Consider the following 14,468-nt stretch of genomic DNA (forward strand, 5'->3'; position numbering starts at 1 on the left):
CTCGTAGTACGGTCGAAGTGCAGTCGAAGTACGGCGGAGGTGCGATGGAAGTACGGCGGAAGCGCGATCGAACTACGCTCGAACCAAGGTCTCGGGGGCGCCCGAACGCCGCTCGACGCGCGATTGACCGGCTCGTCGGGCGCCCACTAGAATCGGTCGGAACTGCCCGTGCGCCGCGCGCCGCGGCGCTCACGTGCCCATTGACCCGACTGTCGAGGAAGCCTCCGTGCTCACGTCTTTGATCCGGCACGCGCCGGCCGCGCCGTGTTGGCGCGCCGTGTGCCGCCTGGCCCGCGCGCTGGTCGTCTGCGCGCTGCTGCCGCTCGTCGCGTGCGCGACGCACCCGCCTGCGACGTCGCTCGAGCGCTCCGTGTCCCACGCGCTGCCGGCCGATGCCGCGACGCCGCTGCGCACGGCGCTGGCCGCACCGGAAGCCGCACATCCCGGGCAGTCGGGCTTCCGCCTGCTCGCCGACGGCGCCACCGCGCTGCAGATGCGCATCGCGCTCGCGCGGGCGGCCACGAAGACGCTCGACATGCAGTACTACATCGCGACCGAGGACACGACCGGCAAGCTGCTGCTCGCCGCGGCGCTGTACGCGGCCGATCGCGGCGTGCGCGTGCGGATGCTGGTCGACGACCTGAACTTCCGCGACATCGACCGCGTGATGGCCGCGCTCAATACGCACGGGAACATCGAGATCCGCGTGTTCAACCCGTTCGGCGCGTCGCAGTACGGGATGGTCGAGCGCACGGCCAATTTCTTCACGCGGCTCGACAGCTTCACGCGCCGCATGCACAACAAGGCGATGATCGCGGACAACCAGCTCGCGATCGTCGGCGGCCGCAATCTCGGCGACGAATACTTCAGTGCGAGCCCGACGCTGCAGTTCCGGGATCTCGACGTGCTCGCGGCCGGCCCGGTGACGAACGACATCTCGAAGAGCTTCGACGACTACTGGGCGAGCGCGAGCAGCTATCCGTTGCGCGTGCTGAACCACCAGCGCTTCGATCCGAAGGATCTCGACGCGGTGCGCGACGAGCTGCGCGAGCACTGGCGCAACAACGCCGACCCGTACAACGCGAAGCCGTTGAACGCCACGCCGCTGGCGCGCCAGATCGCGCGCGACGAGCTGGAACTCGTGTGGGCGCCGGCCGAGTTCAAGGTCGATGCGCCGGACAAGATCGCGCAGCCGACCGACACCTACGTGAGCCCGCCGATGCAGCGCCTGGCCGACCTCACGCGCGGCGCGCGCACGGAATTTCTCGCGTTTTCGCCGTACTTCGTGCCGCACGACGCCGGCGTGAAGATCCTCGGCGATACGGCCGCGCGCGGCGTGCGCGTCGCGATCGTCACGAATTCGCTCGCGGCCACCGACGCGGTCGCGGTGCAGGCCGGCTACGCGCCGTACCGCGTGCCGTTGCTGCAGCGCGGCGTCGAGTTGTACGAATTCAAGTCGCAGCCCGAACAGCCGCCCGCGCGGCTGTTCGGCTCGCGCTCGCGTGCGAGCCTGCATGCGAAGGCGTACGTGATCGACCGGCAGATCGTCGTGATCGGCTCGCTGAACCTCGACCCGCGTTCCGCACACCTGAACACCGAACTGGCGCTCGTGATCCACAGCCCGCAGCTCGCGCAGCAGGCGGCGGCGATCTTCGCGCACGTGACGCAGCCCGACCAGAGCTACCGCGTGACGCTCGCGCCGCAGCCGGGCGGCGGCCCGCCCGCGCTCGAATGGACGGGCACCGACGGCGGGCAAACCACCACCTATCACGTCGACCCGCATGCCGGGCTGCTGCGCAACGTGATGACCGGCGTCTTCATGCTGCTGCCGGTCGACGATCAGTTGTAACGGCGGCGCGGCTCCGGCAAAACCCGTGTTACCGAGGTGCCGCCACAGGCGATATAGTTGCTCGCACAACGATACGCGCAGCGTCGCGGGCCGGACCCGAGGCGCCGCCCGCGCGTGCCGCAGCCGCGCCCGTGCGCAACCGGAGTGCCCGATGCAACGTGTCCCGAACCAGCCGTTCACGCGTCCCGCCCGTTTCTCCGAAGCCGAATGGCAAGCGCGTGTGCAGCTCGCGGCCGCCTACCGGATCTTCGCTCACCTCGGCTGGACCGAGCTGATCTACAACCATATCTCGCTGCGCGTGCCGGGCGCGGACGGCCACTTCCTGATCAACCCGTTCGGGCTCCATTACCGCGAGGTGTGCGCGTCGAATCTCGTGAAGGTCGACGTCGACGGCAACGTGATCGGCCATTCCGACTGGCCGATCAACCCGGCCGGCTTCACGTTCCACGGCGCGATCCATGCGGCGCTGCCCGACGCGCACTGCGTGATGCACGTGCACACGACGCCGACGATGGCCGTGTGCTGCGCGCGCGACGGCCTGTCGTTCTCGAATTTCTATTCGGCGCAGCTCTACGGGAAGGTCGCGTATCACGATTTCGAGGGCATCACCGTGCATGCGGAGGAGGGCCGTCGGATCGTCGCGAGCGCGGGCGGACGGCCCGTGCTGCTGCTGCGCAACCATGGGCCGGTGACGATCGGTGCGACGCTCGCGCACGCGTTCTCGCTGATGTGGCTGCTCAATCGCGCGTGCGAGGTGCAGGTGGCGACGCACGCGATCGGCGAGCCGTTGCCGATCGAGCCGCCGGTGCTCGACCGGTGCGTGCGCGATTCGCTGAATTTCGATCCGAAGCACGGCGCGGGACAGGACGCGTTCGACGCGCTGCAGCGTATCGTCGATCGTATCGATCCGGGGTATCGCGCGTGATGGATACGCGGGTGATGCGTAACTGCGGCGGGGCAGATTGCTTCGGGCTGCTTGCCGACGCCCGACGCCGAAGCGGCGGACGAGGCGGGTATCGCGTGCGCGACGAGCAAAAAAAACGCGGCCGGCTGGCCGCGTGAATACTCGCAGACTCCTTCGGACGAAGGAAACAAGCAACTGTGAGACGGAGTGTAGCGAAAGGCCGCGTGCGGATTCAGGCGTTGCGCTGCAAAGGTCCCTTCCTGGATTCGGCACGCTGCCGGATCGGCGCCGATCGACTACCATCACGTAGCGCCCCGGCCGCGGGGCGTACCACGTCGTACAAGGAGGATTCATGCCGAAGTTGCGTTTGCTCCAGGTGGCGTTGCTCACGGGCGTTCTGGCGGCCGGCAGCGCCGCCGCCGAAACGGTGCGTCTGTCCGCGAACCTGCAGCCGTCGAGCGAGGTGCCGCCCACCGCGACCAAGGGTGCCGGCGCGGTCGACGCCACCTACGACACGGCGACCCACCTGCTGCGCTGGACCGTCACTTACGAAAACCTGACGGGGCCGGCGACGGCCGCACATTTCCACGGTCCCGCGCCGGTCGGCCAGAACGCCGGCGTGCAGGTGCCGATTCCGAAGGACGAGCTCGCGAGCCCGATCAAGGGCTCGAAGGAGCTCACCGACGCGCAGGTGGCCGAGCTGACGAGCGGCAAGTGGTACTTCAACGTGCATACGAAGGCGCATCCGGCCGGCGAGATCCGCGGGCAGGTGATGCCGGCGAACTGATGCGCGCGGCGGCGTTTGACATATAGGGTGTCGAAGGCGGGTGGCGAGTCGGTCGAGATGACGTGTGGCTCGACAGGCCGCCGCTCGGGCAGATGTAAGCGCCGATCGCGCCGCAGGCGCGCGATGCTCGACCGCCAGTCGGCGAACCGGCGAACCGCCCGAACCGCCCGAACCGCCCGAACGCCCGAACGCCCGAACGCCCGAACGCCCAACGCCCAACGCCCAACGCCCAACGCCCAACGCCCAACGCCTCGCACCCACCCCCGCGCTTCACCGCGCCGGCGCGCCGTCGATCGCCTGATACGCGGCCCGCACGGCCGCCGCGCCGTACTTGCGCTCGAGCCGGCGCACGGTGAAGTGGCCGTGCGCCATCTGCTGGAAGTGATCGATGAACAGCGTGTTGACGGTCGCGCCGAGTACCGCGCCGATCGCCGGGATCGACTTCGCGGCCATCTGCTCGGTCACCTGCACGGAAAAACGTGACGCGACCGTCTGCACCAGCTTGAACACCGCCGCCGAGCTGTGCGCGGCCACACCTTTCGTCGCGATGTCGGACGACGCCTTCGAGATCGCCTGCGCGAGCGCGCCGCGCAGCACGAAATAGCCGAGATCTGCGTCCTCTTCCCGCTTGTCCGTGTCGCCGCCCATGCCGAGCACGGCCAGGCACTGCAACTGCGTGTCGACCGCCGCGAGATCCTCGCCCTCGCTGCGCGCGATGTCGCACACCGAGCGGAAGATCAGCGTGGTCGTGACCGGCAGCTCGACCGGCAGCGCGAGGAAGCCGAACGCGCCGCCGGCCGCGCCGGTCGTCGCGACCGCGAGCTTGTGCAGCAGGTTGCTCGGCTTGTCGGGCTCGGCATCGGGCGCAGGCGGCTTGCCGAGCGTGCGCAGCGCGATGTTCAGGCACTTGCGCAGCGCGAGCTGTGTCGCATCGTTGATCTTGCCGGTCGCGAACGTCGGCAGCCGCCCGATCATCTTCTCGACCGGCGCACCGAGCACGCTGGTCAGCTTCAACGTCAGCGACGGGCTTTCCAGCACCTGCTTCGCGCGCCGCAGCGCGTCCTGGTCCTGCGGCGACAGCGTCGCCGCAGGCGTGATCGAAATCGGTTCCATCGTTCTCCCTGGCGGCACGCCGCCCATCCCATGCCCGCGTAGATTACTCCGACGTGCTACACTTTCGCGATTGTTTGACACGTCAAAGATTGCATCAACAAAAAATGCCGGTCCATACTGCCGCCCACCATTCCAGCGGGCAACTTCTGCCGTTTCGCGAGTCGCTGCTCGCGATGATCGGGATCTCGTTCGTCACCATGCTCGTCGCGTTCGACCAGACGGTCGTCGGCACCGCGTTGCCGACCATCGTCGCCGAGTTGCGCGGCTTCGACCTGTACGCATGGGTCGCGACGTCGTACCTGCTCAGCTCCGTGATCACCGTGCCGATCTTCGGCCGCCTCGGCGACTATTACGGCCGCAAGCCGTTCGTGATCGTGTCGATCGTCGTGTTCACCGGCGCGTCGGTGTTGTGCGGGATGGCCAACGACATGCTGTACCTCGTGCTGGCGCGCGGCCTGCAAGGGATCGGCGGCGGCATGCTGGTCGGCACCGCGTTCGCGTGCATCCCCGACCTGTTCCCCGATTCGGTCGTGCGGCTGCGCTGGCAGGTGCTGATGAGTTCGGCGTTCGGCATCGCGAACGCGATCGGGCCGTCGCTCGGCGGGTTCCTGACCCAGTCGTTCGGCTGGCGTTCGGTGTTCTACGTGAACCTGCCGATCGGCATCCTGTCGCTGTTCTTCGTGTGGCGCTACCTGCCGCACCTGCGGCACGTCGAGCACGACCGCAGCATGCGGCTCGACTGGCCCGGCGCCTTGCTGATCGCGCTGTCGCTGGGCGCGCTGCAGCTGTTCGTCGAATGGCTGCCGAAATACGGCTTGATGAGCTGGGCGTCGCTGCTGCTGGTAGTCGCGCTCGGCGCGGGCGTGGCGTTGTGGCACTGGGAGAAGCGCTGCGCGCAGCCGATCCTGCCGTTCGACATGTTCGGCAACCGCGCGCTGTCGGCGCTGTTCGTGCTCGCGATGCTCGCCGGCTTCTCGATGTTCTCGCTGCTGTTCTATGCGCCGCTGCTGTTCCAGGGCGGCTTCGGGATGTCGCCGAAGGCGGCGGGGCTCGTCATCACGCCGCTCGTCGTGTTCATCACGATCGGCAGCATCATGAACGGGCGCGTCGTCACGCGCATCCGCCATCCGAACGCGATGCTGCACGTCGGCTTCGGGCTGTTCGCGTTCACCTGCGCGGGTGTCGTCGTGTCGACCCACACGACGCCTGGCTGGATGCTGATGATCCTGATGGTCGCCGGCGGGATCGGGCTCGGCTTCGTGCTGCCGAACCTCACCGTGTTCGCGCAGCAGACCGCCGGTCGCGAGCACCTCGGCATCGCGACCGCGCTCCTGCAATCGCTGCGCATGGTCGGCGGGATGATCGGCACCGCGCTGACCGGCACGCTCGTCAACCAGATGTATTCGAGCGGCGTGCACGATGCGCTGGCCGGCGATCGCGCGCTGCAGTGGCATGCGCAACTCGCCGATCCGCAGATCCTGATCGACCGTGCGGCGCAAGGCCGTCTGGTCGCGGAGCTGACGGCGGCCGGGCATAATGGCGCGCTGCTGCTGGAAGCGGCCCGCGAATCGCTCGTCGGTGCGATTCACCTGGGCGTCGCGATGGCGGCCGTCGTCGCCGTGGTGTCGGTGTGGCAATGCCGCCGCGTGCCGCCGATCGCGCTGCGACGCAAGGTCGAACCGCATGTCGCGGCCGATTGAAACGATTCACCGAATGAACGAGTAGGCATCAGCGCATGGAAGAACCGGACCGCATCGCGATCTTGCAGCAATTCGGACGCACGTATCGCGCGTTCATGAGCGCGTTCGAAACGCACGTCGGGCAGCCGATGCCGCGCTGGCGCATCATGGTGGCGCTGCATACGCTGGACGGCCAGGCGTCGCAGAAGAAGCTCGTCGAGGTGCTGCGCATCGATCCGGGCGCGCTCACGCGCCAGCTGAAATCGCTCGATGCGCTCGGCTGGATCGAGCGCGCGTCCGATGCCCGCGACAACCGGGTGACCAACGTCACGCTGACCGCCGCCGGGCGCGCGGCGTTCGACGCGTGCCTGCCGCGCCGCAAGGCGTTCCTCGACCGCACCGTCGCGCAGTTGCCGGACGACGTGCTGACCGCGCTGTCGGGCGCGCTGGCGATGCTGGAGTCGCGGATCGCGGAGGTCGGCTCGACGCCGTCTCCGCACTGAAGGGCGGCGACCGGCGCGGCGCGGCGGGCCCGAGAGCCCACCGCCCAACGCCGGCCGGCGCTCGTCACATCACTTCATTTCCCTTCTACGGGCACGACGACTTCGCTCACAGCTCGATGCGCGTGCCGAGCAATGCGAGGAACTGCGCGAGCCACGCCGGATGCGCGGGCCACGCGGGCGCGGTGACGAACGGCGCGTCGGTCACGGCCGCATCGACCGGAATGTCCGCATATTCGCCGCCGGCGAGCTTCACTTCCGGCGCGCAGGCCGGGTAGGCCGAGATGCGCTTGCCGCGGATCACGTCGGCGGCCGCCAGCAGCTGCGCCGCATGGCAGATCGCGGCGATCGGCTTGCCGGCCTGCGCGAACGCGCGCACCAGCGCGATCACCTTCGCATCGAGACGCAGATATTCGGGCGCGCGGCCGCCGGCGATCGCGAGCGCGTCGTAGCTCGACGCGTCGACGTCGTCGAAGCTCGCGTTCAGCGTGAAATAGTGGCCGGGCTTTTCGGTGTAGGTCTGGTCGCCTTCGAAATCGTGGATCGCGGTCTTGACCTTGTCGCCGGCGCGCTTGCCGGGGCACACGGCGTCGACGCGATGGCCGACGGCCTGCAGTGCCTGGAACGGCACCATCGTTTCGTAGTCTTCGGCGAAATCGCCGGTCAGGAACAGGATCTTCTTCGCGGCCATGGCACTCTCCATTCAACGGCGTTGAAGGGCCGTTCGCGCGGCGAGCGGCGCACGGCCGCCGCGGCGGCGATGCGGCCCCGAGGACGAACGCGCAGTGTACTCCGCCCGCTCGAAGCGTGCGTGACGGCCGCCCGCGGCGGGCGGCGCCACGCGCGGACGGCGTGTCAGAAGAACGTTTCGACGACTTCCGTCACGCGGTACTGCGGATCGACGACGAGCAACTGCCGCCATTTGTCGAACGTGAGGCACGGGTGCGAGATGTCGAACGCGACCATGTCGCCGACCTTCACGTCCGCGCCCGGCGGGACCTGCAGATACGCGTGCTGGTCCATCATCCCCGTCACGGCCCAGCCTTCGGTTGCGGCCAGCTCGCGCGGCGCGCCGTCGCGGCCGGGGCGGAAATGGCGCGCCGGCTCCGGCATGCCCGCGTCGAACGCCGCGTCGCGCTTGCCGAGCGCGACGATCGCGCGGTCCGGTTCCGGCACCGACTGCACGTACGCCCACAGCTGCAGCGCCGGCAGCAGCCCTTCGCCCATCCTGCGTGCGATCGGATTGCGCGCGAACACGTCCGCTTGCGCCTTCCTGTAGATGCCGACGTCATGCGTCAGATAGCAGCCCGGACGCAGCACGATCTCGGCGAAACCGGCGTCGGACGCCTTCGCGAATTCCTCCGCGACCACGTCGTACCACGCGGAGCCGGCCCCCGACAGGATCGCCGGCGCGCGCGCGAAGCAGCCGGCTTCGGCCAGTTCGCGCGTGAGTGCGACCGCGTGTTGCAGGAACGTGCGGATCTCGCCTTCTTCCTTCAGCACGCCTTCGTAGAGTTCGATGCCGGCCAGCTTCAGCGTGTCCGGATGGCGGGCGATCGCATCGAGCACCGCCTGGCGCTGCGCAGCGTCGCGCACGCCGGCGCGGCCACCCGGCACGCCGAGCTCGAGCAGCACGTTCAGCGTCTTGTTCGCCGCGCCGAAAAAGCGGCCGAGCTGCTCGACGCCATCGACGGAATCGACGAGGCAGAAGAACTCGAATTCGGGATCGGACAGCAGCCCCGCGATGATCGTCATGTTCTGGCGGCCGACCAGTTGGTTCGCCAGCAGCACGCGCCGCACGCCGCCGTGATACGCGGCCTGCGTCTGGTGCGCGGTCGCGAGCGTGATGCCCCACGCGCCGGCCGCGAGCTGGCGGCGGAACAGCTGCGGCGCCATCGTCGTCTTGCCGTGCGGCGCGAACTGCGCGCCGTACTGCTGGACGAACGCCTGCATCCAGTTCAGGTTGTGTTCGATCCGGTCGGCGTACAGCACGGCCGCGGGCAGGCTGACGTCCTCCGCGAGCAGGTTCCACTCGAGGCGGCCCGCTTCGTCGAGCGGCACGCTCGCGCTCGGCACGTTGCCGAGGCCCTTGCCCAACGGATCTATTTTCGGCTCCTGATAGTTTGTAACTTTCATGTCGTCCCGCTCCATCATCACTATGCATTGCATCGAAGTTGACATGCCGATGGTACCGAAAGTAGCATCGGCGCGGTGATGTTATTTAGTAACACGACGCGCGCCAGCGCTTTCCACCGATGAATTCCCCCGTCTCGCGGGCCGCGTCACGCGCGGCCGCCCAGTCATCCGCGCAGCTTGCGCAGCCGGCCGTCGACATCGTCGCACGCATCACCGAATGCGCGCCCGAACTGCGCGACGCCGAGCGCAAGGTCGCTGCGTTCATCCTCGCCGATCTGGCGCGCGCCGCGCATGCCAGCATCGGCGCGCTTGCGCGCGACGCGCAGGTGAGCGTCGCGACGGTCACGCGGTTCGCGAAGGCCGTCGGCTGCCGCGACGTGCGCGAGCTGAAGGTGCTCGTCGCGCAGGCGGCGGCGGTGGGCCGGCGGTTTCTGGCGCCGTCCGACCAGCCGCACGCCCACGATACGAGCCCGGCATCGGTGGTCTACGACGAGATCTGCGTCGCGCTCGCGCACAACCACCAGTTGCTGCGCAACACGTCGTTCGACGCGGCCGCCGACCTGCTCGCCGGCGCGCAGATGATCTACGTGTACGGGCAGGGCGGCGGCTCGACCGCGCTCGCCGACGAGCTGCGCTTTCGCCTCGTGCGCTTCGGCCGGCCGGTCGCGAGCTACCAGGACAGCCTGCTGCAGCGGATGGTGTCGGCGACGCTGTCGCGCGACGCCGTGGTCGTCGCGCTGTCGGTGAGCGGACGCGTGCCGGAGCTGCTCGACAGCTGCCGCGTCGCGAAGCGCTACGGCGCGACGCTGATCGCGATCACCGCGCCGGCTTCGCCGCTCGCGAAGCTCGCCGATCACCTGATCCCGGTGGTCGCGTTCGAAACCGATTTCATCTACAAGCCGTCGACGTCGCGCTACGCGATGATGATGGCGATCGACGTGCTCGTGACCGGCGTCGCGCTGCGGCTCGGCGATGCGGGCCGCGAATCGCTGCGCCGCATCAAGCATGCGCTCGACGCGCATCGCGGCGGCGGAGATCGTCAACCGGTAGGAGACTGACCATGCATTCGCATCCCGAAGCCGCCGATACGCTGATCGTCGGCGCGCAGCTGTACGACGGCACCGGCGCGCCGCCCGTCACGCGCGACGTCGCGATCCGCAACGGCGCGATCGCGGCGATCGGCAACCTGTCGAACTGGCTCGCCGAGAGCGTCGTCGATGCGAACGGCCGCGCGCTCGCGCCCGGTTTCGTCGACGTGCACACGCATGACGACACGCACGTGATCCGCGCGCCGCAGATGCTGCCGAAGATCTCGCAGGGCGTGACGACCGTGATCGTCGGCAACTGCGGGATCAGCGCGTCGCCGGTCACGCTCGCCGGCGAGCCGCCCGATCCGATGAACCTGCTCGGCGAGCGCGACGCGTTCCGCTACCCGACCTTCGCCGCCTATGTCGCGGCGGTGAACGAAGCGCGCCCGGCGGTCAACGTCGCGGCGCTCGTCGGGCACACGGCGCTGCGCAACAACCAGATGGACCGGCTCGACCGCGCGGCGACCGACGGCGAAATCGCCGCGATGCGCGCGCAGCTCGACGAGGCGCTCCAGAACGGCGCGCTCGGTTTGTCGTCGGGCCTCGCCTACGGCTCCGCGTTCGCGGCGCCGACCGAGGAAGTGATGGCGCTCGCGGAGCCGCTCGCGAAGGCGCGCGCGCTGTATACGACGCACATGCGCACCGAGTTCGACGCGATCCTCGATGCGATGGACGAGGCGTACCGGGTCGGGCGGCACGCGCAGGTGCCCGTCGTGATCTCGCATCTGAAGTGCGCGGGGCCGTCGAACTGGGGGCGCAGCACCGAGGTGCTCGCGTCGCTCGACGGCGTGCGCCGCCTTCAGCCGGTCGGCTGCGACTGCTATCCGTACAGCCGCAGCTCGTCGACGCTCGACCTGAAGCAGGTGAGTGGCGACATCGACATCACGATCACGTGGTCGGCGCCGCATCCGGAAGTCGCCGGCAAATTGCTGAAGGCGATCGCGGCCGACTGGGGCGTGACCGAGCAGGAAGCCGCGCAGCGCATCCGTCCGGCCGGCGCCGTGTACCACAACATGTCCGAGGACGACGTGCGGCGCATCCTGTCGCACCCGGCGACGATGGTCGGCTCCGACGGGCTGCCGAACGATCCGCTGCCGCATCCGCGCCTGTGGGGTGCGTTCCCGCGCGTGCTCGGCCACTATGTGCGCGACACGAACCTGCTGCCGCTGGAGGAGGCGATCCGCAAGATGACGTCGCTGTCCGCGCGGCGCTTCGGGCTCGCGCGTCGCGGCGAGGTGCACGTCGGCTACCACGCGGATCTGGTGCTGTTCGATCCGGCCCGCGTGATCGATGCGGCGACCTTCGAGCAGCCGCAGCAGCCGGCGCACGGCATCGACGCGGTGTGGGTGAACGGCGTGCTGACCTACGAGAACGGGCAGCCGACCGGCGCGCGCGCGGGCGGCTTCGTGGCGCGTGGCGAGCGTTCTGCGGCCGCCGCCGATGCGGCCTTCTGAGCGCGGCAGGCAGGTCGAGATTCGGCGTGTGCCGCGAGCGGCGCGCGCCTTCGCAATGAAATGGAACTGAACCGGAACTGAAACGGAGTGAAACGATGAAGCGATATGGCGTGGGCGAAGCGAAGGGGACGGGCGGCCAGGTGATGCCGTTCGCGCGGGCGGTCGAGGCCGACGGCTGGCTCTACGTGTCGGGGCAGACGCCGATGGTGAACGGCGAGGTCGTCGAAGGCGGGATCGTCACGCAGTCGAAGCAGGCGATCGAGAACCTGATCGCGATCCTGAAGGAAGCCGGCTACGGCGTCGAGGACGTCGTGCGCTGCGGCGTGTGGCTCGACGACGCGCGCGATTTCGCGTCGTTCAACAAGGTGTTCGTGTCGTACTTCGGCGCCAACCCGCCGGCCCGCGCGTGCGTGCAGTCGAGCATGGTGATCGACTGCAAGGTCGAAGTGGACTGCATCGCGTACAAGGCGCCGGCGAAGTAACGCGGCCGCGCTGCTGGTCGCAAGGCAAACAGCCCCGCCGGTGCAAACCGGCGGGGCTGTTGCGTTCAGGGCCGCGAGCAGCGGCCGGTGCGCGTCACTGCCGCGCGGTGCGCGCGTTGTCCGGCATCGACTGGTTGTAGTTGGTGCGGAACGGGTTGATGTCGAGCCCGCCGCGGCGCGTATAGCGCGCATACACCGCGAGCTTCAGCGGTTTGCACGCCTGCAGGATGTCGAGGAAGATGCGCTCGACGCACTGCTCGTGAAAGCCCGTGTGGTTGCGAAACGAGATGATGTAGCGCAACAGCCCCGCGTGATCGATCTGCGGGCCGACGTAGTGGATCTGCACGCTGCCCCAGTCGGGCTGGCCGGTGACCGGGCAGTTCGAGCGCAGCAGGTCGGACACCAGCGTCTCCTCGACCGGCGCTTCGTCGGCGGCGGCCGACAGCAGCGACGGATCGGGCTCGTACACGTCGGTGTCGAGGTCGAGGCGGTCGAGCGACAGCCCGTCGAGCTCCTCCATCTGCAGCTTGCCGAAGTCGTGCGGCGACACCAGCTGCACCGACACGCTCGCGCCGCACGCGGCCGACACGTCGCGCTTGAGCACGTCGCGCACGGCATCGACGGAATCGAACTTCGATTGCGCGAACGAGCCGAGATACAGCTTGAACGACTTCGATTCGACGATGTTCGGCGATTCTGCCGGCACGTAGAAGGTCGCGACCGCGAGCTGGGGCTTGCCGCGCGCGTTCAGCCACGACAGCTCGTACGCATTCCAGATGTCGGTGCCGAAGAACGGCGGCGCGGCCGCGATGCCGAGCTGCTCGCGCGCGCCCGCGCGCGGGATCGGAAACAGCAGCGACGCGTCGTACTGCGCCGCGTAGACGGTGGCCTTGCCGAGCGGGGAATGTTCGGGGTTCATGGCACGCAACCTTTACGACAGGAACAGGCGGTAGGCCGGATTGGCGCTCTCTTCGACATACGGATAGCCGAGCGCGGCCAGGAAGCGTTCGAACTCGGCGCGATCGGCTTGCGGCACCTGCAGCCCGACCAGGATCGAGCTGTAGTCGGCGCCCTGGTTGCGGTAGTGGAACAGGCTGATGTTCCAGTCCGGCGCCATCGACGACAGGAACTTCATCAGCGCGCCCGGCCGCTCCGGAAACTCGAAGCGGAACAGACGCTCGTCGAGCGCCAGCGGCGAGCGGCCGCCGACCATGTAGCGGATATGCTCCTTCGACAGCTCGTCGTGCGTCAGGTCGACCGTCTTGAAGCCGTGCGCGTCGAAGTTCGCGGCGATCTCGGCCGACTCGCCGCGCCGGCGGATCTGCACGCCGACGAAGATGTGCGCCGATTTTTCATCGGCGATCCGGTAGTTGAACTCGGTCACGCTGCGGTCGCCCACCAGCGAGCAGAACCGCTTGAAGCTGCCGCGCTCCTCGGGGATCGTGACCGCGAACACGGCTTCGCGCGCCTCGCCCACTTCTGCGCGTTCGGCCACGAAGCGCATCCGGTCGAAGTTCATGTTCGCGCCGGAGGTGACCGCGACGAGCGTCTGATTCTCGATCCCTTCGCGTTCCACGTAACGCTTGGCGCCGGCGACCGCCAGCGCGCCGGACGGCTCGAGCACGCTGCGCGTGTCCTGGAACACGTCCTTGATCGCCGCGCACAGCGCGTCGGTGTCGACGGTGACGACGCCGTCGAGGAATTCGCTGCACAGCCGGAAGGTCTCCTCGCCGACCAGCTTCACCGCGGTGCCGTCGGCGAACAGCCCGACTTCGCTGAGCTCGACGCGTTCGCCCTTCTGCAGCGACTGCGCCATCGCGCACGAATCCTCCGCCTGCACGCCGATCACCTTGATCTCGGGGCGCACGGCCTTCACGTACGCGGCGACGCCCGACGCGAGCCCGCCGCCGCCGATCGGCACGAAGATCGCGTGGATCGGCCCCTGATGCTGCCGCAGGACTTCCATCGCGATCGTGCCCTGGCCGGCGATCACGTACGGATCGTCGAACGGGTGCACGAACGTGAGGTCGCGCTCCTGCTGCACCTTGAGCGCATGCGCGTACGCATCGCTGTACGACTCGCCTGCCTGGATCACCTCGACGCTCGGGCCGCCGTGCGCGCGCACTGCGTCGACCTTCACCTGCGGCGTCGTGACCGGCACGACGATCACCGCCTTCACGCCCATGCGCGCCGCCGAGAACGCGACGCCCTGCGCATGGTTGCCGGCGGACGCGGTGATCACGCCGCGCGTGAGCGCGTCGGCCGGAATGTGCGCCATCTTGTTGTACGCGCCACGCAGCTTGAACGAGAACACCGGCTGGTTGTCCTCGCGCTTCAGGTAAATGGGGTTGCGCAGCCGTGTCGACAGGTTGCGGGCCGGTTCGAGTTCCGTCTCGCGTGCGACGTCGTAGACGCGCGCGGTGAGGATTTTCTTCAGGTAGTCGTGGGATGCCATGGGCGCTCGCGGGCAGTGCGA

13 protein-coding genes are annotated in these 14,468 nt (G+C 68.7%); 8 read left to right on the forward strand and 5 right to left on the reverse strand.

Translation table 11 applies throughout. From position 1 onward, the window contains the following. The first annotated feature begins 226 nt into the window (after nucleotides 1–226). From C3Y15_RS23975 to C3Y15_RS23985, 3 genes are all read left to right on the forward strand, one after another. Complete coding sequence (locus C3Y15_RS23975; RefSeq protein WP_034194792.1) at nucleotides 227–1,849, forward strand: phospholipase D family protein; 1,623 nt, start codon at nucleotides 227–229, stop codon at nucleotides 1,847–1,849. 151 nt (nucleotides 1,850–2,000) lie between these two features. Then, nucleotides 2,001–2,774 carry a class II aldolase/adducin family protein gene (locus C3Y15_RS23980; protein WP_045578782.1) on the forward strand — a complete coding sequence of 258 codons (774 nt, stop codon included), beginning with the start codon at nucleotides 2,001–2,003 and terminating at the stop codon, nucleotides 2,772–2,774. Nucleotides 2,775–3,105: 331 nt separating this feature from the next. Then, nucleotides 3,106–3,540 (forward strand): CHRD domain-containing protein, encoded by a 435-nt coding sequence (locus tag C3Y15_RS23985; protein ID WP_011886015.1) that lies wholly within the window; start codon nucleotides 3,106–3,108, stop codon nucleotides 3,538–3,540. Nucleotides 3,541–3,810: 270 nt separating this feature from the next. Here C3Y15_RS23985 and C3Y15_RS23990 read toward each other — a convergent pair whose 3' ends face one another. After that, a complete protein-coding gene (locus C3Y15_RS23990; protein WP_011886014.1) occupies nucleotides 3,811–4,653 on the reverse strand; it encodes an EcsC family protein in 843 nt (280 codons plus the stop codon). Between the two features lie 104 nt (nucleotides 4,654–4,757). Here C3Y15_RS23990 and C3Y15_RS23995 point away from each other — a divergent pair, with 104 nt between their 5' ends. Further along, on the forward strand, nucleotides 4,758–6,353 hold the full coding sequence (locus C3Y15_RS23995; protein WP_059462452.1) for an MFS transporter: 1,596 nt from the start codon (nucleotides 4,758–4,760) through the stop codon (nucleotides 6,351–6,353). 35 nt (nucleotides 6,354–6,388) lie between these two features. Then, nucleotides 6,389–6,835, forward strand: coding sequence for a MarR family transcriptional regulator (locus C3Y15_RS24000; RefSeq protein WP_014723633.1), 447 nt, complete (start codon nucleotides 6,389–6,391; stop codon nucleotides 6,833–6,835). 106 nt (nucleotides 6,836–6,941) lie between these two features. Here C3Y15_RS24000 and C3Y15_RS24005 read toward each other — a convergent pair whose 3' ends face one another. Beyond that, nucleotides 6,942–7,523: a DJ-1/PfpI family protein gene (locus C3Y15_RS24005; RefSeq protein WP_011886011.1), complete on the reverse strand. Its 582-nt coding sequence runs from the start codon at nucleotides 7,521–7,523 to the stop codon at nucleotides 6,942–6,944. A 164-nt stretch (nucleotides 7,524–7,687) separates the two neighbouring features. Then, complete coding sequence (locus C3Y15_RS24010; RefSeq protein ID WP_069246394.1) at nucleotides 7,688–8,968, reverse strand: amino acid deaminase; 1,281 nt, start codon at nucleotides 8,966–8,968, stop codon at nucleotides 7,688–7,690. 119 nt (nucleotides 8,969–9,087) lie between these two features. Between C3Y15_RS24010 and C3Y15_RS24015 the strand changes: the two genes are divergently transcribed. The 3 genes from C3Y15_RS24015 (at nucleotide 9,088) to C3Y15_RS24025 (ending at nucleotide 11,992) form a co-directional block, all read left to right on the forward strand. Beyond that, nucleotides 9,088–10,026 (forward strand): MurR/RpiR family transcriptional regulator, encoded by a 939-nt coding sequence (locus tag C3Y15_RS24015; RefSeq protein ID WP_011886009.1) that lies wholly within the window; start codon nucleotides 9,088–9,090, stop codon nucleotides 10,024–10,026. 2 nt (nucleotides 10,027–10,028) lie between these two features. Further along, nucleotides 10,029–11,510, forward strand: coding sequence for a D-aminoacylase (locus C3Y15_RS24020; RefSeq protein ID WP_069246322.1), 1,482 nt, complete (start codon nucleotides 10,029–10,031; stop codon nucleotides 11,508–11,510). Nucleotides 11,511–11,605: 95 nt separating this feature from the next. Next, nucleotides 11,606–11,992, forward strand: a complete 387-nt coding sequence (locus tag C3Y15_RS24025) for a RidA family protein (protein WP_011886007.1) — start codon at nucleotides 11,606–11,608, stop codon at nucleotides 11,990–11,992. 94 nt (nucleotides 11,993–12,086) lie between these two features. Here C3Y15_RS24025 and queF read toward each other — a convergent pair whose 3' ends face one another. Next, nucleotides 12,087–12,911, reverse strand: a complete 825-nt coding sequence (gene queF / locus C3Y15_RS24030; RefSeq protein ID WP_014723628.1) for an NADPH-dependent 7-cyano-7-deazaguanine reductase QueF — start codon at nucleotides 12,909–12,911, stop codon at nucleotides 12,087–12,089. Between the two features lie 12 nt (nucleotides 12,912–12,923). Next, complete coding sequence (ilvA, locus tag C3Y15_RS24035; RefSeq protein ID WP_014723627.1) at nucleotides 12,924–14,447, reverse strand: threonine ammonia-lyase, biosynthetic; 1,524 nt, start codon at nucleotides 14,445–14,447, stop codon at nucleotides 12,924–12,926. Between the last annotated feature and the right edge of the window lie 21 nt (nucleotides 14,448–14,468).

Source organism: Burkholderia sp. B10 (assembly GCF_004368385.1).
Taxonomy (GTDB): Bacteria; Pseudomonadota; Gammaproteobacteria; order Burkholderiales; family Burkholderiaceae; genus Burkholderia; species Burkholderia vietnamiensis.

Bases quoted from the DNA above. Each gene is read 5' to 3' on its own strand.
- C3Y15_RS23995 (WP_059462452.1), top strand. From the start codon at position 4,758: ATGCCGGTCCATACTGCCGCCCACCATTCCAGCGGGCAACTTCTGCCG.
- C3Y15_RS24000 (WP_014723633.1), top strand. From the start codon at position 6,389: ATGGAAGAACCGGACCGCATCGCGATCTTGCAGCAATTCGGACGCACG.
- ilvA (WP_014723627.1), bottom strand. From the start codon at position 14,447: ATGGCATCCCACGACTACCTGAAGAAAATCCTCACCGCGCGCGTCTAC.
- C3Y15_RS23985 (WP_011886015.1), top strand. From the start codon at position 3,106: ATGCCGAAGTTGCGTTTGCTCCAGGTGGCGTTGCTCACGGGCGTTCTG.
- C3Y15_RS23980 (WP_045578782.1), top strand. From the start codon at position 2,001: ATGCAACGTGTCCCGAACCAGCCGTTCACGCGTCCCGCCCGTTTCTCC.
- queF (WP_014723628.1), bottom strand. From the start codon at position 12,911: ATGAACCCCGAACATTCCCCGCTCGGCAAGGCCACCGTCTACGCGGCG.
- C3Y15_RS24015 (WP_011886009.1), top strand. From the start codon at position 9,088: ATGAATTCCCCCGTCTCGCGGGCCGCGTCACGCGCGGCCGCCCAGTCA.
- C3Y15_RS23990 (WP_011886014.1), bottom strand. From the start codon at position 4,653: ATGGAACCGATTTCGATCACGCCTGCGGCGACGCTGTCGCCGCAGGAC.
- C3Y15_RS24010 (WP_069246394.1), bottom strand. From the start codon at position 8,968: ATGAAAGTTACAAACTATCAGGAGCCGAAAATAGATCCGTTGGGCAAG.
- C3Y15_RS24025 (WP_011886007.1), top strand. From the start codon at position 11,606: ATGAAGCGATATGGCGTGGGCGAAGCGAAGGGGACGGGCGGCCAGGTG.
- C3Y15_RS24005 (WP_011886011.1), bottom strand. From the start codon at position 7,523: ATGGCCGCGAAGAAGATCCTGTTCCTGACCGGCGATTTCGCCGAAGAC.
- C3Y15_RS24020 (WP_069246322.1), top strand. From the start codon at position 10,029: ATGCATTCGCATCCCGAAGCCGCCGATACGCTGATCGTCGGCGCGCAG.